The sequence below is a fragment of the Thiocystis violacea genome (genome assembly GCF_016583575.1).
GTDB classification, from domain to species: domain Bacteria; phylum Pseudomonadota; class Gammaproteobacteria; order Chromatiales; family Chromatiaceae; genus Thiocystis; species Thiocystis violacea.
Genome location: NZ_NRRG01000016.1, coordinates 13,694 through 33,847, shown reverse-complemented (window position 1 = coordinate 33,847; position 20,154 = coordinate 13,694). Strand labels below are relative to the sequence as shown.

The following is a 20,154-nucleotide window of genomic DNA, read 5'->3' as shown; positions in this document are numbered from 1 at the left end:
GCGCGCCTAGCGGGTGCCTCCGTAGATCTTGGCGTATTCGCGCCGCAGGGCTTCGTAGTTGCGGTTCAGGCGCGCGATGACCTTGTCCTTGAGATCGAGCTGGATCAGATACTGGTGCTGTTCCTCGTCGAGCTGATCGCGCTCGCTGACGAGCTTGTGGACCGCCTTGCGATAGGTGTTGATGGTCGCTTGCAGGTTGTCGATACGCCCCTCGAACTCGTCGAACTGCTGCTCCAATAGATTGAAGTTACGTTCCGCGGTGAGCGCCGCCCGCATGAAGGCGAGGTTGCTGCGCAGGAAGGCGTCCAGTTCCTCGCGCAGCGAATCGGTCTCGTCGGTCGGTGCGAGGTTGTCGATTCGCGAGCGAAGGCTCTGGTTGACCACGAGCAGGTCGCGGTATTTCTGCTTCAGATCGCCTCCCGCTTCCCGATTCGAGGAAATGGTCGAGCGGCCCAGTCGATACTGTTCGAGCAGCGCCTCGACATCCGACTCCATTCCTGGCGACGCCAGCCCATCGTCCTCGGGAGCTTGGCCGGATTCGGGCGATGAGGTGTCATGGGTGGGGACGGCCTTCCGATGGTTGGCCGCGGCCAGACTGGCTGTGGTTTCCCCGAGCGCCTCGAAGCATCGATCGATCGCGCCAAGGGCTTGTCTCCAAGCCTCTTCCTCGACGATCGGATCCTGTTTGAATGGGTCGGACAAGGCCCGCAGCGAGGCGATCCGACTGTCGCGCAACTCGGGTCTGTCCGTCTGTTTGGCCCTGGCCCCCTCGATGGCTCCTTCGATCAGGCCGTCGATCCGCGCGCGGGCGCGCCGCCAGCGTCGATGCTCCCGGCGCAAACGCCACCACTTCACTCCCAGGACGATGGCCACGATCAAGGTCAGGGCCAGGGCCTCGGCGAGACCGTAGATCCACATGTATTCATTCAGGCTCATGACGGGCGCCTCAGGTGTCTTCCGTGAAATCGTCGCAATCCTTGCGCCTGTTTCGGCGCCACCACCAGAGGCCGATGCCGATCCCGAGCAGGGCGGCCAGGACGAGGTTGCCCAGCATCAAAAGGGCTAGCGCGGAGCGTCGGGTTTCCGTGTCGTCGGCGCCACCAGGCATGGGTTGCGCTCGCAGAAGGCTGATGGAGTAAGTCTTGGCGCGCTCGAAGCCCTCGCCTTCCGCGCTCACCCGTATCTGAAAGGAGCCGGGGGCGGGGAAGCGCAAGACGCCGCGATGGTCCTGGAGCGGCTGTTGGCCGGCGTCGGGCTGGAGCTCGACCTCTTGCTGGACGGCGCCCGATTCATCGAGCACGGTCGCCGTGAAGCGGGTGTTGCCCGAGAGCCTGGCCTCGACGTCGCCGCCGCGATAAGTGAGTTTGGCGGCGATGGCTACCGCCTCGTCGACATTGGCCAGCAAGGGAATCGTGGCCTCCAGATCGAGATCGCTTTCGATGTAGGCACGTTTATCCTGGCTATCCGCCGTGATCTTCCAGGATCCCGCCTCCGGTTGCTGGATCGTTATATGGTCGAAATTCGCCGTGCTGCGCCAGTCCACTCCCGGCCTTTGGTCTCCGGCGACCAATTCGTGCTGGCTCGGATCCATCAGCGTGGTCGGCGCGTCGTTCACGCCCCGTTGCACCAGCAGCTTGAGTTCGCGGACATTGGCGTCGACCTCGACCGCCCCATCGATCACCGCCGTCGTCAGGGGGAGGTCGGCCTGCTCGAACAGCTTCAGGAAGGCGAGGTAGATGTCTTCCGGCCGCTCGGCGCGGAAGGCCCGTCCACCCGTGGTGTCGGTGAGGAGTCGGAGAAAACCCAGGTCGGCCTCGGGCGAGAAGGCGATCCCGTAGATCTGGATGCCGGCCTCCTGAAACTGGGGGACGAGCTCGTCTATAATCGTGGCGCGCGCGGTCTGGGTGGCCTCCTCGTTGCCCAGATTGAGCTGGCCGTCGGTGAAGAGCACGAGAATCCGTTTGGCGTCGCGGTCGCCGCCCGAGGCTGAGTGATGGCGGTAGGCGAGGCGCAGGGCGGCGGTGAAATCGGTCCGGGTGCCATCCATCGATATCCCGCGGATCAGGCCGAGGATCCGCTCCAGCGCTTGACGATCCGACAGGGGCGTCAGCGGCATCAGGGATGGAGCGTCTTGCGCGAAGGTCGTCAAGGAGAGGCGATCGTCCTGGCCGAGCAACTCGCCGAACAGCTCCGCTCCCTTGAGGCTGTGGCGGTTCGGATCGTTGGCGTTCATGCTGAGCGAGCGGTCCAACGCCAGGACGACATCGACGGCCGCGGCGGGAAGCCCCCAGGACAGCATGAGCAGCAGGCCGAGGATGAGGCGGGCGGAGACCGGATTGGATGGCACGAGACACTCCCCGGTGTGGCCATTCGCGCTCTCTGGGAGCGGCGGCGAGCTGTCCGCGCGCTGTCGCCGAGGCGAGGATTGGCGCGTCATGAATCTATTGAGTGTAACCGATAGGATCCGGCCCTTGCGAAGCCCGATTGATGAATGTCCATTGGACGCGGAGCGGGCGCGAAGACTCTTCTCCGCACTGATCGCGAGCCACGGGCCAAGACACTGGTGGCCGGCCGACAGTCCCTTCGAGGTCATGATCGGGGCCGTGCTGACCCAGAACACCGCCTGGTCCAACGTGGAGCGCGCGCTCGCCCGTCTCAAGGAGCGGGTTCCATTGGAGGCCGAGGCCATCCTGGCGCTCGCTCCGGCGGACCTGGCGGAGGCCCTGCGACCCGCCGGCTACTTCAACCTCAAGGCCCGTCGTCTCACCGCGTTCTGCGACTATTACCGCTCGGCAGGCGGTCTGGATGGGTTGAGTCGACTCGAAACCCATCAACTGCGACAGGAACTGCTCGCCGTCAAGGGCATCGGCCCCGAGACGGCCGACGACATGCTGCTCTACGCCTTCGACCGGCCCGTCTTCGTGGTGGATGCCTATACGCGACGGATCCTGTCCCGGCTCGGTCTGCTCGCCGGGGACGAAGGCTACGAGTCGATCCGCGCCGCCTTCGAACGGGCGCTCGGTCCTGACGTGCCAGTCTACAAGGAGTACCATGCCCTGATCGTCCATCACGGCAAGCATCTGTGCCGGACCCGACCTCGGTGCCCGGAGTGCGGATTGAGGGCCTCTTGCCCAACCGCGCCAGACTTCGCCGGGATCCAAGGGGCGCTCGATTCAAGCCGTGAGGGATGAGGGATGCCAAGAGTCGATAACGAAATCTTCTACCGGACCGCGCTGGAGACCCACGGCGCCACGGCGGAGGGTGTCCACTGGAATTCCGTCGAGAGCCAGGAGGTGCGTTTCCGGGTGCTGCGTTCGCAGCTCCCCGACGACCTCTCCGCGATCAGTCTGGTGGACGCCGGCTGCGGCTTTGGCGATCTCCATGCCTATCTCTGTCGCGAGGGCGATCGGCCGGGGGGCTATATCGGTCTCGATCTCATGGAGCCCATGGTCGAGACCGCGCGCCAGCGCACCGGCTGCGAGATCCGCGTCTGCGACATCCTCGCGGACGAGCTTCCCGAGGCGGATATCTACCTCTGCAGCGGGGCCATGAACACCCTGACGCGCGAGGAAACGCGCGCCTTCATCGAGAAATGCCTGGGCGCGAGCCGCCAGGGTTTCGTCTTCAATCTGCTGAAGGGGTGGAATAATTCACCCATCTACAATCTCTACCTGCCAGGCGAGATCAAGAGGCTGGGACAGGAACTCGAGGTCGACTATCGGATCCAGGAGGGCTATCTGGCGGGAGACTTCACCGCCGCCTTCTGGCACCGGTCGGCCGAGACCGACTGACCCGTCGTCCGTCTCGTTCGGTACGGTTTCGAATCTTCTTTAGGGAACCAGCATGCTAGACCCACGCTTGTTGCGGACCGACCTCGATCGGGTCGCCGAACAACTGGCCCGCCGCGGCCTCAAGCTCGACAAGGGGCGTTTTGAGGCCCTGGAGACGGAGCGCAAGGGGCTCCAGATCCAGGTCCAGGAACGGCAAAACGAGCGCAACACCCGCTCCAAGGCGATCGGCAAGGCCAAGGCGGCGGGGCAGGATATCGAGCCCCTGCTGGCCGAGGTCTCCGATCTGGGCGAGCGGCTCAAGGCCGCCGAGTCGCGTCTGAACGAGATCCAGCAGGAGGTGAGCGAGATCAGCTTGGGGCTGCCCAACCTGCCGGATGCCAGCGTGCCCGATGGTCGCGACGAGTCGGACAATCGCGAGGAACGCCGCTGGGGCGAACCGCCCGCTTTCGACTTCGCCCCCAAGGATCATGTCGACCTGGGCGCGATCAACGGTTGGATGGATTTCGATCTCGCGGCCAAGGTCACCGGCTCGCGCTTCGTCGTGCTCTCGGGTCCGATGGCGCGACTGCATCGCGCCCTGATCCAGTTCATGCTCGATACCCACACCACCGAGCACGGCTACACCGAGACCTATGTCCCCTATCTGGTGAATGCCGATAGTCTCCGGGGGACCGGTCAGCTACCGAAGTTCGAGGCCGATCTGTTCAAGGTGCCGGGCGAGCGCGATCTCTATCTCATCCCCACCGCCGAGGTGCCGGTGACCAATTTGGTGCGGGACGTCATCCTCGAAGCCGACGCCGTGCCGCGCAAATGGGTCGCCCATACCCCCTGTTTCCGCAGCGAGGCGGGCTCCTACGGCAAGGACACGCGCGGCATGATCCGCCAGCACCAGTTCGAGAAGGTCGAACTGGTCCAGATCGTCCGTCCCGAGGACTCCTTCCAGGCGCTGGAGGAACTGACCGGGCATGCCGAGTCCATCCTGCAACGCCTTGGGCTCGCCTACCGCGTGGTGACCCTCTGCACTGGGGATCTCGGCTTCTCCTCGCGCAAGACCTATGACCTGGAGGTCTGGCTTCCCGGCCAGCAGGCGTATCGCGAGATCTCCTCGTGCAGCAATTTTGGCGACTTCCAGGCGCGTCGGCTCCAGGCGCGTTGGCGCAACCCCGAGACCGGCAAGCCGGAGCTGGCGCACACCCTCAACGGCTCCGGGCTGGCGGTCGGCCGGACCCTGGTCGCGGTGCTGGAGAACTATCAGCAGGCCGACGGCAGCATCCGTATTCCGGAGGTGCTGCGACCCTATATGGGCGGCCAGGACTGTCTCGGTCCCCAGACGCGCCAGTCAGCTTGAACTCGACGGAGATGGCCGCTTCTGCCGCGTCTTGCCGTGCGGGTCGACGGCGTCGCGCTCGGGCAGGAAGCGAGCGCGAAAGGGGTTGACGCCGGTGGAGACGTTTTCGCTCGCGATGGTCGAGTGGGCGCTCAATCGCCCGAGAGTGGTGCTTCGCTGGGAATTGAAGTTCACCCTGGCCCGGTCTATTCTACGCGATTCGTTTTTTCGCACCGAGGTTGGCCATGGTCGCCAAGACCCTCTACGACAAACTCTGGGACGAGCACGTCGTCCGTGTCGACGACAATGGCACGGCGCTGCTCTATATCGATCGCCAGTTGATCCACGAGGTCACCTCGCCGCAGGCGTTCGAGGGGCTGCGTCTGGCCGGCCGCAAGCCCTGGCGCATCAGCGCCAACCTGGCGGTGCCGGACCATAACGTCCCCACCTCCGATCGCGCTGCGGGCATCGCCGATCCGGTCTCGCGGCTCCAGGTCGAGACGCTGGGAACCAACTGTCAGACCTTCGGCATCACCGAATTCGCGATGGGCGACCATCGTCAGGGCGTGGTGCATGTGATCGGGCCGGAGCAGGGCTTCACCCTGCCGGGCAGCACCATCGTCTGCGGCGACTCCCACACATCCACCCATGGCGCCTTCGGGGCGCTGGCCTTCGGTATCGGCACCTCCGAGGTCGAGCATGTGCTGGCGACCCAGTGTCTGATCCAGCGCAAATCCAAGTCGATGCTGATCCGCGTCGACGGTGCGCTGGGGCCGGGCGTGACCGCCAAGGACATCGTGCTCGCCATCATCGGCGAGATCGGCACCGCTGGCGGCACCGGCTTCGTGATCGAGTTCGGCGGCGACGCCATTCGCGCCCTCTCGGTCGAGGGCCGCATGACGGTCTGCAACATGGCGATCGAGGCGGGCGCGCGCGCCGGGCTGATCGCGGTCGACGAGAAGACCGTCGACTACATGCGCGGCCGTCCCTATGCCCCGAGCGGCGAACTCTTCGAGCAGGCGGCGGCGCACTGGCGCACCCTGGTCAGCGATCCTGACGCCCGCTTCGATCGCGTCGTGCCTCTGGATGCCGCGCGCATCAAGCCGCAGGTCACCTGGGGCACCTCGCCCGAGATGGTGCTGCCGGTCGACGGCCATGTGCCGGACCCGGACGCCGAGTCCGATCCGGTCAAGGCGAGCGGGATCCGTCGCGCGCTCGACTACATGGGTCTGACCGCCGGGATGCCGATCAGTGAGATCCGTCCAGACAAGGTCTTCATCGGCTCCTGCACTAATTCGCGGATCGAGGATCTGCGCGCCGCCGCTGCGCTGGCCAAGGGCCGCAAGGTCGCCGCCAGCATCAAGCTGGCGCTGGTGGTGCCGGGTTCTGGTCTGGTGAAGGAGCAGGCCGAGGCCGAGGGGCTCGACAAGATCTTCACCGAGGCGGGTTTCGAGTGGCGCGAGCCCGGCTGCTCCATGTGTCTGGCGATGAACGCCGACCGGCTGGAGCCGGGCGAGCGTTGCGCCTCCACCTCCAACCGCAATTTCGAGGGTCGGCAGGGGCAGGGCGGTCGTACCCATCTGGTCAGCCCGGCGATGGCCGTGGCCGCCGCCGTGACCGGTCGCTTCATCGACGTGAGGGAGCTGTGATGCAAGCCTTCGAGAACTTCACCGGCATCTGCGCGCCGCTCGATCGCGCCAACGTCGACACCGACGCCATCATCCCCAAGCAGTTCCTCAAGAGCATCAAGCGCAGCGGCTTCGGCCCTTACTTGTTCGACGAGTGGCGCTATCTGGATCATGGCGAGCCAGACATGGATTGCACCCATCGGCCACTCAATCCCGGCTTCGTGCTGAACGATCCGCGCTACGCCAAGGCCGAGATCCTGCTGGCGCGCGAGAACTTCGGCTGCGGCTCCTCGCGCGAGCACGCGCCCTGGGCGCTGGCGGACTTCGGTATCCGCGTCATTCTGGCCCCAAGCTTCGCCGACATCTTTTTCAACAACTGCTTCAAGAACGGCATCCTGCCGATCGTGCTGGAGGCGGCGGTCATTGATGGGCTGTTCGCCAAGGCGACGGGCGGGGAGGCGTTGCGGATCGTGGTCGATCTCCCGGCCCAGACCTTGACGCCGGCCGATGGAGCCGTGATTCCCTTCGTGGTCGAGGCCGGCAGCAAGCATTGTCTGGTCGAGGGGCTCGACGACATCGGACTGACCTTGCAGGAGGTCGACGCGATTCGCGCCTACGAGGTCCGTCGCAAACAGGAAGCACCCTGGCTCTTCATTGGCGCCTAGCCGGTCGGCCGCGCGCCGATAGAACGCATTTGGATTTGGAGTAGAGAGACTTGAGCAAGAAGATTCTGGTCGTCGCGGGCGACGGTATCGGCCCGGAGATCGTGGCCGAGGCGATCAAGGTGCTGAACGCCTTGCAGGCCGACGGTTCCATCGACGTGACCCTGCAACATGCCCTAGTCGGCGGCGCGGCCTATGACGCCTTCGGCGATCCGCTGCCCGAGGAGACCCTGGCCGCGGCCAGGGCGTCCGACGCGGTGCTGCTCGGCGCGGTCGGTGGGCCGAAGTGGGAGCCGCTGCATATCTCCAAGCGTCCCGAGAAGGGGTTGCTCGGCCTGCGCGCCGGTCTGGGGCTTTTCGCCAATCTGCGCCCCGCCATTCTCTATCCGCAACTGGCCGACGCCTCGACCCTCAAGCCCGAGATCGTCTCCGGGCTCGACATCATGATCGTGCGCGAGCTGACCGGCGACATCTACTTCGGCCAGCCGCGCGGCATCGAGACCCTGCCCTCCGGCGAGCGTCGCGGCATCAACACCATGGTCTACACCGAGTCCGAGGTGGAGCGTATCTGTCGGGTCGCCTTCGATATCGCCATGAAGCGCGGCAAGAAGGTCTGCTCGGTCGACAAGGCGAACGTGCTCGAATGCACCGAGATGTGGCGCGAGGTCGCCATCAAGACGGCGGCGGATTATCCAGAGATCGCGCTCAGCCACATGTATGTCGACAACGCCGCCATGCAACTGGTGCGCGCGCCCAAGCAGTTCGACGTCATGGTCACCGGCAACATCTTCGGCGACATCCTCTCCGACTGCGCCGCCATGCTCACCGGCTCCATCGGCATGCTGCCCTCGGCCTCGCTGAACGCGGACGGCCAGGGCATGTACGAGCCCATCCACGGCTCGGCCCCGGACATCGCCGGCCAGGGCGTAGCCAATCCGCTGGCGACCATCCTCTCGGTGGCCATGATGCTGCGCTACTCGCTCGGCGCGCCCGAGGCGGCGGATCGCATCGACGCGGCGGTCTCCAAGGTGCTCGATCAAGGCTTGCGCACCGCCGACATCATGTCGGCCGGGATGCGGCAGGTCGGCACGGTCGAGATGGGCGACGCGGTGGTCGCGGCGCTGGTCGGCGCCTGAGCGTGAAGCGCATCAACGATAGCGGGGTTCTGTGATGAAGCGGGTCGGTTTTATCGGTTGGCGTGGCATGGTGGGCTCGGTCCTCATGGACCGGATGCGCGCGGAAAATGACTTTGCCCGGATCGCGGAGCCGGTCTTCTTCACCACCTCCCAGGCCGGTCAGCCCGGCCCGGATGTCGGGCGCGGCGCCTCGCCCCTGCTCGACGCCGGGTCACTGGACGCGCTGCGCGAGATGGATGTCATCGTCACCTGCCAGGGCGGCGATTACACCAAGTCGATGCATCCCCGGCTGCGTGCCAGCGGCTGGGAGGGCTACTGGATCGACGCGGCCTCGTCGCTGCGCATGGAGCCGGACGCGACCATCATCCTGGACCCAGTGAACCGCGCGGTGATCGACGCCGCCCTGGATGCGGGCAAGCGCGATTTCATCGGCGGCAACTGCACCGTCAGCCTCATGCTCATGGCCATCGGCGGGCTGTTCCAGGCCGGACTGGTGGAGTGGGTCAGCGCCATGACCTATCAGGCGGCGTCCGGCGCGGGCGCCAAGAACATGCGCGAACTGCTGTCCCAGATGGGCGCCTTGCATGGCGCCGTGGAGCCGCTCCTGGCGGATCCCGCCTCGGCCATCCTGGAGATCGACCGGCGGGTCACCGAGACCATGCGGGAGGCGAATTTCCCAACGGCGAATTTCGGCGCGCCGCTGGCCGGGAGTCTGATTCCATGGATCGATTCGCAACTCGCCAATGGGCAAAGCCGGGAAGAGTGGAAAGGGCAGGCCGAGACGAATAGAATTCTTGGACAATCCGATCATCCAGTGCCGATCGATGGTCTATGTGTGCGGGTTGGCGCCATGCGCTGTCATAGCCAGGGACTCACCATCAAGCTGGCGCGGGACGTCGACCTGGATGAAGTCGAGCGTCTGATCGCGCAGGCCAATGACTGGGTGCGCCTCATTCCGAACGAGCGCGAAACTACGATGCGAGAGCTTTCGCCAGCCGCCGTGACGGGTACCCTGGCGGTTCCGGTTGGGCGCTTGCGGAAGATGAACCTGGGGAGCCGTTACCTCTCGGCATTCACCGTGGGCGATCAATTGCTGTGGGGCGCGGCCGAGCCATTGAGGCGGATGCTGAGGATCCTCCAGGATCGCTGACGCGGACTTGGGTCGTGCTTGGATGCTGTTGGTGAAAAGCGGGCGATCGGATATAGTTTAGTCGTGTTCGCGTCAATTCACGCCCGTGGACTTGGATGCGTTTGTCAGGGCTTTCCGGGCCGATCGGATTGTACTGGCTTCACCCTGCTTCGGAGATATCGGGCATTTGGCCTCTCTTGCCTCGTCAGCGCCGAGGTCATCAATCGCCTATAAAGCGTGGAAGGCCGAGCGTGGACTCTGGAGTACCCCTGACTTATGTCATTGCGTGGCGCACGAGGGAGAAGGATGACTCGCAAGCTTATTCTAGCGTCGGCCATTACCCTGGTACTGGCGGGCACCGATGTGGCCGCTCTTGGATTGGGCGGACTTCGCACACAATCCGCCCTTAACCAACCCTTTTATGCCGAGATCGATCTGCGGGATGTCAAGCCGGATGAGCTGGACTCCATCAAGATCTCCATGGCCTCTGGCGAGGCCTTCTCCAGGGCGGGTATCGAGCGCTACTACTACCTGACGCGACTGCGTTTCAGCCCCGATGTCTCCCCCCAGGGTGCGCCGATCATCCGTGTCTCCAGCCAGGAGCCGATCCGCGAGCCCTATATGGACTTCCTCGTGGAAGTCGTCTGGCCGACCGGCCGGTTGGTCAAGGGCTACACCGTTCTGCTCGATCCGCCGACCCAGGGCGCGCGGATGGCTCCCAATGTCCAGGCTCCGAGGGCCGGGAGCGCGGCGGCTGGCTCGGTCTCCGGCCTCGCTGGGGCTTCCGCCGCCACCGCCGCCGGATCCTACATCCCCGCCCCAGGCGAGGGCTTTCCCGTCTATGTCGGGCCGGTAGGGAACGGCACTGGATTGTGGGCGCTGGCGCGCAATCACGCACCACCCGGCGCGACGGCTGCTCAGACGGCGATGGCGCTCTATCGCAATAATCAGAATGCCTTTATCCGCGGCGGCATCAATCGCCTGGTCGCCGGCAAGACCCTGGTCATCCCGTCACGCGCGGAACTCTTCGCGCTGGACGCGGCGGAAGCCGAACGGGAATACGTGGCCGCCTTGAGGGGTCGGGCCGCCTATCGGGCGCCGATCACGAACATCCCCCCGGAGGCGCTCTCCCGTTTGCGTATCGCGGGCGCGGCTCCGGCCGGTGCCGCTGCTCCAGCGGCCGTTCCCCTCCCCGCTCAGGCCTCTCCGCCTCCTGGATCGCCGGCCGCGCAGCAGGATCTGCTCCTCGCCCTGGAGACCAGCGAGAGCGCACGGCAGGAAACGGTCGAGCTTCGGGATCGGATCCGGGAGTTGGAAACCCAACTGGCCGATATCCAATCGCTGCTTCAATTACGCAACGCCGAATTGGCCCAAACGCAGCTCGGGGAGCCGGCCCTGGCCCCGGAGCCAGTCGATAAGCCCCCGGTCGGCGACGATCGGACGGAAACGCCGGCCGAGTTGGCGGTCGAATCTCCGGAGAAGCCGGCGACCGATATCCCCTTGACGCCGGATGTCGATGACAGCGCCGCCCCCGGAGCCCCGGATGAAGCGGGCGCCGTGGCGACGCTCGAGGCGGCCCTCGCGGAGGATGCCGCTGAGTCGGCGCCTGCTCTGGTGCCGGTGCCGACTCCCGCGCCCATCGACGCGACGAGCGAGACCGCCGGCCCGGCCGCGACCACTCCGGTCGACGCCGCTCGGCCCCAGGTCGCGACCCCGGAACCCCGTCCAGAACCCAGTCCCGAGGCGACCTCGACCTGGCATTCACTGCTGCTTCCGCTAGCCGGGCTGGCGGGCGTGACGGCGCTTGGGATCATGGCCTTTTCCTGGATCGCGGCACGACGTCGGCGCGACGAGGAAGAGGCGTTCGATGACGGGGTCGAGCCAGACGCCATTTTCGAACCGCTCGATGCCACGACCGAGCCCAGGACATCGACGGTCACCGAGCAACGGGAGCCCGCGGCCGCCGCCAAAATCGAGTCCCCCCCACCGTTCTCGGAGGTCGTGTCGTCTCAGACGAAGGACGCCGGATTCGAATCCGGCATGACCAGCATGTCCTCGCTCAGCGACTTCGACGCCGAGACCGACGAGGCGGACGTGCTCTCCGAGGCCGATATCTACATCGCCTACGGGAGACACAGCGAGGCGCGGGATCTGTTGAAAAACGAGCTTCGGCGTTTCCCAGAGCGTCTGGACGTCAAGTACAAGCTGGCCGAGTCGTTCGGCGCGGCCAAGGATGCCGATTCGCTAAGGGAGGTGCTCGATGAGATCCGGTCCTCTGGCGGCGATACCCAGGATCCGGCGCAGTGGCAACGGATGCGGACCCTTCTTGAGCGCATCGAGTCCGCCGCCGCGACCACGGCGGCGACTGGAGCGGCGGCGGTCGGCCTGAGCCTCGGCAAGCGCGAGGAAGAAGTCCGCCAAGAGGATCTGGGCCTGGATCTGGGGGATTCGCTCTCCTTGGATATCAGCGACGTCCAGCGGCTCTCCGAGCGCGGGAGCGGCCGGCCGGACGACTCGGGCGGGATCGAGTTCGAGGAGGATGCTCCGCTGCGTATCAGCGACAGTGCCTTGGACGAGCCGGAAGCGGACGTTCGGGGTCGCCCTGGCGCTGATCAGGACTCGTTCGGCGATGCCTTGACGGTCGCCGCCGATCGTGACTCGGAGCTCGAACTGACGCTGGAGGAGCACCGGGTCGAGGACGTGGATGATCTGGACTCGATTTTCGATTCCACGCTGCCCGATCAGCCGACCCTGGCGCGTGACGAGGTAGCGGGCGAGCGTCCATCGGGTCCTGGTCTCTCGGCCGTGAGCGTCACCGACAGGTTCGATGCGTCCGAGTCCGGCTTGTCGCCCGAACAGGAAAGCGTGCCCACGGATCTGCTCTCGTCGCAGTGGCAGATCGACTCCGGCATCTGGGATGAAACGGCGACCAAGCTCGACCTGGCCCGTGCCTATATCGAAATGGAAGACAAGGAGGCCGCGCGCGAGATCCTTGAGGAGGTCATTTCCGAAGGGCGCGACGAGCAGCGCGGCGAGGCGCAAGCCATGCTGGCCAAGCTGATTTAGTGGTCGCCTTGGATGTCGATCCGGGCGTGAGCCATTGACTGATTCGTTCGCTTGGCTTGGCGCTCTGAAAGAGGTCTCTCGGGGTCGCCATGATCCGTCCTCTGTCGTTGGGGTGATGCCGTCTTGACGCCTGCTCGAATCGCCATGGGCATCGAATATGACGGCACTGATTTCCACGGTTGGCAGACGCAATCCGGGGTCAGAACCGTTCAGACGGCCCTGGAAGCCGCCGTTGGCCGGGTCGCGGATCATCCCGTGACCCTCCATTGCGCCGGCCGGACGGATGCCGGTGTCCATGCCCTGGAACAGGTGGTGCATTTCGAAACCACCGCCTTCCGGAGCGAGCGCTCCTGGGTGTTGGGAACCAACGTCAACCTGCCCCACGATGTCGGCGTTCGTTGGGCGCATCCCGTGGACGAGCGTTTTCATGCGCGCTTCAGCGCCATGGCTCGCCACTATCGCTACCACATCCTGGTTCGGCGCACGCGCTCCCCGCTGCAGCATCACCGCGCGGTTTGGGTTCATGAGGCGCTGGACCTGGAGCGGATGCAAACGGCCGCGCGATCGCTCGTCGGCGAGCACGATTTCTCCAGCTTTCGGGCGTTCGCCTGCCAGGCCAAGAGCCCGATCCGTCGGGTGCTCTATCTGGATCTGTCCGAACGGGATGGACAACTGGTGATCCGAATCGGCGCCAATGGCTTCCTGCATCATATGGTGCGCAATATCGCCGGCGTTCTGATCGCCATCGGTCGGGGTAGCGCCCCGGTCGACTGGACGGGGGAATTGCTGGAGGTGCGGGACCGTACCCTGGGTGGTGTCACCGCGCCGCCACATGGACTCTATTTCGTCAAGGCCGACTATCCCGCCGAGTTTGACCTGCCACAGGTCGAATCGGCGGATTCGCTCCAACGACTCGCCGCTGACTGATGCCGTCCACCCTAAGTCTCTTCGTCTATGTTCCGTACTCGGGTTAAGATCTGCGGCCTGACGGGCGCGCGCGACATCGAGGCGGTCGTGACCACTGGCGCCGATGCCGTCGGCTTCGTCTTCCATCCAGCCAGCCCGCGCGCCGTGACGCCCGAGCAGGCTCGGAGCCTGTGCCGCGCCTTGCCACCCTTCGTAACGGCGGTGGGCCTGTTCGTCGATGCCGCGCGCGAGACGATCGAGGCGACCCTGGATCAAGTGCCGCTCGATCTGCTCCAGTTCCATGGCGACGAGGATCCAGCGTTCTGCGCCGGTTTCGGGCGCCGATGGATCAAGGCCGTGCGGATGCGCCCTGGGATCGATCTGGTGCTGGAACGCGAGCGCTTCGCCGCCTCCGACGGTTTGTTGCTGGATGCCTATGAGCCCGGTCGTGCGGGCGGCACGGGGAGTCGTTTCGACTGGGACCGGATCCCAGGGACGATCGCCTCCGATATCCTATTGGCCGGCGGTCTCGATCCCACGAACGTGGCCGAGGCCATCGAGCGGGTGCGACCCTATGGTGTCGACGTGAGCGGAGGTGTTGAATCCTCCAGGGGCGTCAAGGATCCAGAATTGATTTTTGCCTTCATGCAAGGGGTACGAGATGGCGATCAACGCCGATAACAGACAGGCCGAGCGCCTGGAGCCGGGTCGGACGGCGACCTACGATCTGCCGGACGCGGCGGGTCACTTCGGGCCTTATGGCGGGATGTTCGTCCCCGAGACCCTGATGCACCCGCTGGAGGAACTGCGCCTGGCCTACGAGCGCTGCAAGGCCGATCCCGCCTTCCAGGCCGAGATGGACGCCGATCTGCGCGATTACGTCGGCCGTCCCTCGCCGCTTTATCACGCGGAGCGCTGGAGCCGCGAGCTGGGCGGAGCCCAGATCTATCTCAAGCGCGAGGATCTCAACCACACCGGCGCGCACAAGGTCAACAACACCATCGGTCAGGCACTGCTGGCGCGGCGCATGGGCAAGACCCGCATCATCGCCGAGACCGGCGCCGGTCAGCATGGCGTGGCGAGCGCGACGGTCGCCGCCCGCCTGGGACTGGAGTGCGTCGTCTACATGGGCGAGGTCGATGTCGCCCGGCAGGAGGCCAATGTCTACCGCATGCGTTTGCTCGGCGCCCGCGTCGTTCCCGTCACCTCCGGTTCGCGCACACTCAAGGATGCGCTGAACGAGGCGATGCGCGACTGGGTGACCAACGTCGACAACACCTTCTACATCATCGGGACTGTCGCCGGTCCGCACCCCTATCCCATGATGGTGCGCGATTTCCAGACCGTGATCGGCCGCGAGGCGCGCGCCCAGATCCTGGAGCGCACCGGACGCCTGCCCGACGCCCTGATCGCCTGCGTCGGCGGCGGCTCCAACGCCATCGGACTCTTCTATCCCTTCATCGAGGATCGCGAGGTCGCCATCCACGGCATTGAGGCGGCGGGCGAGGGGATCGCGACCGGTCATCATGCCGCGCCACTGACGGCCGGTCGGCCGGGCGTGCTGCATGGGAACCGCACCTATCTGATGGAGGATGCCAACGGCCAGATTATCGAGACCCACTCGATCTCGGCCGGCCTCGACTATCCGGGCGTCGGCCCGGAGCACGCCTGGCTGAAGGACAGCGGACGCGCCCATTACGACGCCGTCACCGACGACGAGGCGCTGGCCGCCTTCCATCATCTGACCCGGACCGAGGGCATCATCCCGGCCCTGGAATCGAGCCACGCGCTCGCCTACGCACATAAGCTCGCGCCGACCATGCGCCCCGACCAGAGCCTCCTGGTCAATCTCTCCGGCCGGGGGGACAAGGACATGCACACGGTCGCGCGTCACGACGGGTTGGTCCTATGAGCCGCATCGCCAAGCGTTTCGAACAACTGAAGGCGCGCGGACGCACCGCGCTGGTGCCCTTCGTCACGGCGGGCGATCCCAAGCCCGAGACCACGGTGGCGCTGATGCATGCCATGGTCGCGGCCGGGGCGGACATCATCGAGTTGGGCGTGCCCTTCTCCGATCCCATGGCCGACGGTCCGGTGATCCAGCGGGCGACCGAGCGGGCGCTGGCCAATGGGGTCAGTCTTACCCATGTGCTGGCGATGGTGCGCGACTTTCGCGAACGTGACCCGGAGACGCCAGTGGTCCTCATGGGCTATCTCAATCCCATCGAGGTCATGGGCTACGCCGATTTCTCCGAACAGGCCCAGGCGGCCGGCGTCGATGGCGCGCTCATCGTCGACGTGCCCCCGGAAGAAGGGCACGAGCTGGTGACGACCATGAAGGCCCATGGGCTGGATCTGGTCTATCTGCTCGCTCCGACCTCGACCGAGGCGCGGATCGCACGGATCGGTGAGGTGGCCTCCGGGTTCGTCTATTACGTTTCGGTCAAGGGCGTGACGGGTGCCGGAAATCTCGACGCGACGGATGTTGCCGAGCATGTCGCCGCCATCAAGTCCATCATTTCGTTGCCGGTCGGTGTTGGTTTCGGCATCAAGGACGCCGAGACGGCGGCTCGGGTCGCCGGGGTCGCCGACGCCGTGATCGTCGGCAGCGCCATCGTTGGCCGGATCGAGTCGCTGGCCGCGACACCCGAGCGGATTCCAGGGGAGATCGCCGATTTCCTCGCAGGGCTCCGGACCGCGATCGACGCGGCCAGCGTTTGAAGACGAGGCACCGATGAATCCACCCAAATCGAAACCTCCGGCGGGCGCCACGGTCAAGCAGGCCATGGACAAGGGCATGAGCTGGTTCGAGAAGCTCATCCCAAGCCGCATTCGCATCGAGGCCAGCACCAAGCGCGCGGTCCCGGAAGGCGTCTGGGCCAAGTGTCCGGGCTGCCACGCGATCCTCTATCGCGCCGAGTTGGAGCGTAACCTCGAGGTCTGCCCCAAGTGCAGCCATCACAGTCGTCTCTGCGCACGCCGGCGGCTCGACGCCTTTCTCGACCCCGAGGGCCGCGAAGAGATCGGCGGCGACCTGGAATCATTGGATCCACTCAAATTCAAGGATCTGAAGAAATACAAGGATCGCCTCATTCAGGCGCAGAAGCAGTCCTCCGAGAAGGAGGCGTTGATCGTGATGCGCGGTCGACTCAAGGACGTCCCGATCGTGGCCTCGGCCTTCGAGTTCGGCTTCATGGGCGGCTCCATGGGCTCGGTGGTCGGCGAGCGCTTCGTGCGGGGTGTCGACGCGGCGCTGGAGCAGGATTCGCCCTACGTCTGCTTCTCCGCGAGCGGCGGCGCGCGCATGCAGGAGAGTCTCTTCTCGCTGATGCAGATGGCCAAGACCAGCGCGGCGCTCGCCCGCATGCGCGAGCGCTCGCTGCCGTTCGTCTCCGTGATGACGGATCCGACCATGGGTGGCGTCTCGGCGAGTCTGGCGATGCTGGGCGACATCAACATCGCCGAGCCGAACGCGCTGATCGGGTTCGCCGGACCCAGGGTTATCGAGCAGACGGTGCACGAGAAGCTGCCCGAGGGTTTCCAGCGCAGCGAGTTCCTGATGGATAAGGGCGCGCTGGACATGATCATCGATCGTCGCGACCTGCGCGAACGCATCGCGGATCTGCTGGCCATCCTCGCCCACCGTCCGCGTTACTGTCGCACCGTGGTACCGGTCTGAGTTCCGATCGAGCGACCGGCGTGGCACGATTCGACACCCTGGAGGGCTGGCTGGACTGGCAGACCGGCCTGCATCCGAAGCGCATGGAGCTGGGTCTGGAGCGGGTGGCCGCCGTCTGGGCCAGGCTGGGTCCGGCCTCATTCACCCTCCCGATCATCAGCGTCGGCGGCACCAACGGCAAGGGATCGAGCGTCGCCATGATCGAGGCGATGGTGCTGGCGGCCGGATACCGCTGTGCCAGCTATACCTCTCCCCATCTGCGGCGTTACAACGAACGGGTCCGACTTGGGGGCGAGCCGGTGTCCGACGCGGCGCTGTGCGAGGCGTTCGAGCGCGTCGACCAGGCGCGTGACGAGATCTCGCTGACCTATTTCGAGTTTGGAACACTCGCCGCCCTTGATATCTTCTCGCGCGCCGGCCCGGACCTGGCGGTGCTGGAGGTCGGTCTCGGCGGCCGGCTCGACGCCGTGAACCTCCTGGACGCGGATGTCTCGGTGGTCACGACCATCGGGTTGGATCACACCGACTGGCTGGGCGAGACCCTGGACGCGATCGCCATCGAAAAGGCCGGAATCTTCCGGGCCGGACGTCCCGCGATCCTGGGCCAGCGCGACGCGCCCGAGGCGCTGCGCCGCGAGGCGGTCCGCATCGGAGCGCGCCCGCTTCAACTCGGATATGAATTCGATCGGGCGTCGACGGGCGAGGGCTGGATCTGGAAGGGGCCGGCCGGGGAGCGGCTCGCCCTTCCCATTCCAGCGCTTCGCGGGCCGTTCCAACTGGACAATGCCTCGGCGGCGATCGCGGCCTTGACGAGCCTGCGCGACCGTCTGCCGATCCCGGTCAATGCGATCCGCCTCGGCTTGCGGCGGGCGCGGCTGGCCGGACGCTTCCAGGTGCTTCCCGGTCCTGTGACCTGGATCCTCGACGTGGCGCACAACGGCGAGGCGGCCCAGGCCCTGGCGTCCAATCTACGTGCCTTCGCCTGTCCCGGTCGCGTCCGGGCCGTGCTCGCGGTTCTGTCGGACAAGGTGCCGGAGTCCATCGTCGATCCGCTCTTGCCCCATGTGAGCGATTGGTATCTCGCCCGCAGCGCGGACGCGCGCGCCATGCCGGTCGAATCCCTGGCCGAGCGACTGAGCGCACGGCTTCAATCGGCCGAGCCTGGTCGTTTCCCGGACGTCGCCCAGGCGATCGACGCCGCGCTCGCGGCCTCGAACCCCGGCGATTGCCTGCTCCTCCTGGGTTCCTTCACCACGGTCGCCGAGGCGATGGCGCACCCCGCCGTTACCTGATGCGATCCTGGACAGGGTATACTTGCCGGCGCCTCAATGCCGAGGCGTTACCGGCGTCAACGCGCGGGCACCCGATGCGGTGTCCGGCCACTGGGTGATTAACGATGCAAGAAGGAGCCAAGAAACGTTTGGCGGGGGCGGTGGTGATCGTTGCCCTGGCCGTGATCTTTGTTCCGATGCTGTTCGAGGATGAATCCCTGGTGCCGCCCCAGGTCCAGGGATCGCTCCCGAGCGAACCCGATTTCCAGGATCCCTTCGACCCCGATGCGCCGCCGCCACTGGTGGAGGAGCCGATGGAAACCGAGGACGTTTTTCCGGTGGCCGAGAGCGAGCCGCCGATGCCTCCGGCTCCGGACGAGGAATTCGCGCAGATCGACGAGGAACTCCTGGGCGAGCCGGGTCAACTCGGGCAGGCCGCGACCCCGAATCCCCCTTCGCCGGTCGTTGGAGCCGACCCGACCCGACCGCGGACCGCCGCACCGCCCGCCGTCGCGCGGCCGGCCCCGGCTCCAGCGCCCAAACCAGCTCAACCCCCGAAGAAAGAGTCGGCTCCCGAGCCCCGGGCACGGGACGACGGAATGCCCTCCTGGGTCGTGCAGGTTTCCAGCCTTGGTTCATCCGAGGCGGCGGACAAACTCGTGGGCAAACTCAAGCAATCCGGCTTCTCGGCGTTCGTGGAAAAGGCGCAGGTCGGGGGCAAGACCTACTACCGGGTGCGGGTCGGACCCGATAGCGATCGGGCCAATGCCGAGCGAACCGCCACCATGCTGCGCCAGAAACAGAAAATGGATACCCTGATCCAGCGCTATCCCTAGTCATCCCGGCCCAAGTCCCGCGGCCTGGACCCGGTCTTCCCCCTGGTCGGGATGAGAGATCGGAACCCGCGTCGGCGGCTCCATCGGGTTGGCATGCCGGGATTCGCCAGGTCATCCCATCGGCCCAAGGGCCGTCCACTGAAAACCGATCGCTGACGACGAACATAAGGAATCGGAATGAACTGGGTCGACTACGCCATCCTGGCCATCATCCTCTTGTCGGCGTTGGTCGGGGTGGCGCGTGGATTGATTCGCGAGGTGCTGTCGCTCGGGACCTGGATCCTGGCACTGGCGGTCGCCTGGCTGTTCCACAAGGAGGTGGCCAATCTCCTGGTCTCGCAACTCTCCGATCCCTCGGTCAGAATCGCCGTGGCCTTTCTCGGTCTGGTGCTGCTGACGCTCGTTTTGGGCGCCATCCTGGCGGCGGTGCTTACCGCCGTGGTCGACAAGGTTGGACTCACGAGCCTCGATCGACTGCTCGGATTCGCCTTCGGCGGCGCGCGCGGTGTCCTGCTGGTCGCCATGGCGGTCTTCCTGGTCGCGCTGACGCCGATCCCCTCGGATCCCATGTGGCGGGAATCGACGCTCATCGGTGAATTCCAGACCATCGGCGGTTGGTTCCTCGACAGGGTTCCGCCCGAGCTTCAGACCAGGCTGAAGCAGATTTAACGCCGGATTCGGCACGACGGTCACGGTTTCGTGGCTTGATGGCGGTCGCCCCAT

General features: G+C 65.8%; 18 protein-coding genes. 16 read left to right on the top strand and 2 right to left on the bottom strand.

Annotated elements, in window-relative coordinates; all coding sequences use genetic code 11:
• Window positions 1-6: 6 nt before the first annotated feature.
• Both CKO27_RS09900 and CKO27_RS09895 read right to left on the bottom strand, forming a co-directional pair.
• Window positions 7-936 carry a hypothetical protein gene (locus tag CKO27_RS09900; RefSeq protein ID WP_200374723.1) on the bottom strand — a complete coding sequence of 310 codons (930 nt, stop codon included), beginning with the start codon at window positions 934-936 and terminating at the stop codon, window positions 7-9.
• A 10-nt stretch (window positions 937-946) separates the two neighbouring features.
• On the bottom strand, window positions 947-2,347 hold the full coding sequence (locus CKO27_RS09895) for a VWA domain-containing protein (RefSeq protein ID WP_200374722.1): 1,401 nt from the start codon (window positions 2,345-2,347) through the stop codon (window positions 947-949).
• A gap of 124 nt (window positions 2,348-2,471) precedes the next feature.
• Here CKO27_RS09895 and CKO27_RS09890 point away from each other — a divergent pair, with 124 nt between their 5' ends.
• From CKO27_RS09890 to CKO27_RS09815, 16 genes are all read left to right on the top strand, one after another.
• Window positions 2,472-3,191, top strand: a complete 720-nt coding sequence (locus tag CKO27_RS09890; RefSeq protein ID WP_242470836.1) for an endonuclease III domain-containing protein — start codon at window positions 2,472-2,474, stop codon at window positions 3,189-3,191.
• A 3-nt stretch (window positions 3,192-3,194) separates the two neighbouring features.
• The gene (locus CKO27_RS09885) at window positions 3,195-3,791 is read left to right on the top strand and encodes a class I SAM-dependent methyltransferase (protein ID WP_200374720.1); all 597 of its coding nucleotides are present in this window, start codon (window positions 3,195-3,197) and stop codon (window positions 3,789-3,791) included.
• A 52-nt stretch (window positions 3,792-3,843) separates the two neighbouring features.
• Entirely contained in the window at window positions 3,844-5,139 is a 1,296-nt protein-coding gene (serS, locus tag CKO27_RS09880; protein ID WP_200374719.1) for a serine--tRNA ligase, read from the top strand.
• Between the two features lie 224 nt (window positions 5,140-5,363).
• Window positions 5,364-6,767, top strand: a complete 1,404-nt coding sequence (gene leuC / locus CKO27_RS09875) for a 3-isopropylmalate dehydratase large subunit (RefSeq protein WP_200374718.1) — start codon at window positions 5,364-5,366, stop codon at window positions 6,765-6,767.
• Window positions 6,767-7,411 (top strand): 3-isopropylmalate dehydratase small subunit, encoded by a 645-nt coding sequence (gene leuD / locus CKO27_RS09870; protein WP_200374717.1) that lies wholly within the window; start codon window positions 6,767-6,769, stop codon window positions 7,409-7,411. Before leuC ends, leuD begins: the two co-directional genes overlap by 1 nt.
• Window positions 7,412-7,461: 50 nt before the next feature.
• On the top strand, window positions 7,462-8,544 hold the full coding sequence (leuB, locus tag CKO27_RS09865) for a 3-isopropylmalate dehydrogenase (RefSeq protein WP_200374716.1): 1,083 nt from the start codon (window positions 7,462-7,464) through the stop codon (window positions 8,542-8,544).
• A 34-nt stretch (window positions 8,545-8,578) separates the two neighbouring features.
• Window positions 8,579-9,694: an aspartate-semialdehyde dehydrogenase gene (gene asd, locus CKO27_RS09860; RefSeq protein WP_200374715.1), complete on the top strand. Its 1,116-nt coding sequence runs from the start codon at window positions 8,579-8,581 to the stop codon at window positions 9,692-9,694.
• Between the two features lie 285 nt (window positions 9,695-9,979).
• Window positions 9,980-12,739, top strand: a complete 2,760-nt coding sequence (locus tag CKO27_RS09855) for a FimV/HubP family polar landmark protein (RefSeq protein WP_200374714.1) — start codon at window positions 9,980-9,982, stop codon at window positions 12,737-12,739.
• A 144-nt stretch (window positions 12,740-12,883) separates the two neighbouring features.
• Window positions 12,884-13,666, top strand: coding sequence for a tRNA pseudouridine(38-40) synthase TruA (gene truA, locus CKO27_RS09850; RefSeq protein WP_200374713.1), 783 nt, complete (start codon window positions 12,884-12,886; stop codon window positions 13,664-13,666).
• Between the two features lie 27 nt (window positions 13,667-13,693).
• Window positions 13,694-14,326: a phosphoribosylanthranilate isomerase gene (locus CKO27_RS09845; protein WP_200374712.1), complete on the top strand. Its 633-nt coding sequence runs from the start codon at window positions 13,694-13,696 to the stop codon at window positions 14,324-14,326.
• A complete protein-coding gene (gene trpB, locus CKO27_RS09840) occupies window positions 14,307-15,557 on the top strand; it encodes a tryptophan synthase subunit beta (RefSeq protein ID WP_200374711.1) in 1,251 nt (416 codons plus the stop codon). The genes CKO27_RS09845 and trpB overlap by 20 nt, the downstream gene beginning before the upstream one ends.
• Window positions 15,554-16,366 carry a tryptophan synthase subunit alpha gene (gene trpA, locus CKO27_RS09835; protein ID WP_200374710.1) on the top strand — a complete coding sequence of 271 codons (813 nt, stop codon included), beginning with the start codon at window positions 15,554-15,556 and terminating at the stop codon, window positions 16,364-16,366. Before trpB ends, trpA begins: the two co-directional genes overlap by 4 nt.
• 76 nt (window positions 16,367-16,442) lie before the next feature.
• Window positions 16,443-17,324, top strand: coding sequence for an acetyl-CoA carboxylase, carboxyltransferase subunit beta (gene accD / locus CKO27_RS09830; RefSeq protein ID WP_200374779.1), 882 nt, complete (start codon window positions 16,443-16,445; stop codon window positions 17,322-17,324).
• A 20-nt stretch (window positions 17,325-17,344) separates the two neighbouring features.
• Window positions 17,345-18,616, top strand: coding sequence for a bifunctional tetrahydrofolate synthase/dihydrofolate synthase (gene folC / locus CKO27_RS09825; protein WP_338115974.1), 1,272 nt, complete (start codon window positions 17,345-17,347; stop codon window positions 18,614-18,616).
• 104 nt (window positions 18,617-18,720) lie between these two features.
• On the top strand, window positions 18,721-19,431 hold the full coding sequence (locus CKO27_RS09820) for an SPOR domain-containing protein (protein ID WP_200374709.1): 711 nt from the start codon (window positions 18,721-18,723) through the stop codon (window positions 19,429-19,431).
• A 177-nt stretch (window positions 19,432-19,608) separates the two neighbouring features.
• Window positions 19,609-20,100 (top strand): CvpA family protein, encoded by a 492-nt coding sequence (locus CKO27_RS09815; protein ID WP_200374708.1) that lies wholly within the window; start codon window positions 19,609-19,611, stop codon window positions 20,098-20,100.
• Window positions 20,101-20,154: the final 54 nt, after the last annotated feature.

Excerpts from the sequence above, each read along its gene's own strand:
- CKO27_RS09900 (WP_200374723.1), bottom strand. The coding sequence starts at position 936 with ATGAGCCTGAATGAATACATGTGGATCTACGGTCTCGCCGAGGCCCTG.
- CKO27_RS09885 (WP_200374720.1), top strand. The coding sequence starts at position 3,195 with ATGCCAAGAGTCGATAACGAAATCTTCTACCGGACCGCGCTGGAGACC.
- serS (WP_200374719.1), top strand. The coding sequence starts at position 3,844 with ATGCTAGACCCACGCTTGTTGCGGACCGACCTCGATCGGGTCGCCGAA.
- leuC (WP_200374718.1), top strand. The coding sequence starts at position 5,364 with ATGGTCGCCAAGACCCTCTACGACAAACTCTGGGACGAGCACGTCGTC.
- leuD (WP_200374717.1), top strand. The coding sequence starts at position 6,767 with ATGCAAGCCTTCGAGAACTTCACCGGCATCTGCGCGCCGCTCGATCGC.
- asd (WP_200374715.1), top strand. The coding sequence starts at position 8,579 with ATGAAGCGGGTCGGTTTTATCGGTTGGCGTGGCATGGTGGGCTCGGTC.
- CKO27_RS09855 (WP_200374714.1), top strand. The coding sequence starts at position 9,980 with ATGACTCGCAAGCTTATTCTAGCGTCGGCCATTACCCTGGTACTGGCG.
- truA (WP_200374713.1), top strand. The coding sequence starts at position 12,884 with ATGGGCATCGAATATGACGGCACTGATTTCCACGGTTGGCAGACGCAA.
- CKO27_RS09845 (WP_200374712.1), top strand. The coding sequence starts at position 13,694 with ATGTTCCGTACTCGGGTTAAGATCTGCGGCCTGACGGGCGCGCGCGAC.
- trpB (WP_200374711.1), top strand. The coding sequence starts at position 14,307 with ATGGCGATCAACGCCGATAACAGACAGGCCGAGCGCCTGGAGCCGGGT.
- trpA (WP_200374710.1), top strand. The coding sequence starts at position 15,554 with ATGAGCCGCATCGCCAAGCGTTTCGAACAACTGAAGGCGCGCGGACGC.
- accD (WP_200374779.1), top strand. The coding sequence starts at position 16,443 with ATGAGCTGGTTCGAGAAGCTCATCCCAAGCCGCATTCGCATCGAGGCC.
- CKO27_RS09820 (WP_200374709.1), top strand. The coding sequence starts at position 18,721 with ATGCAAGAAGGAGCCAAGAAACGTTTGGCGGGGGCGGTGGTGATCGTT.
- CKO27_RS09815 (WP_200374708.1), top strand. The coding sequence starts at position 19,609 with ATGAACTGGGTCGACTACGCCATCCTGGCCATCATCCTCTTGTCGGCG.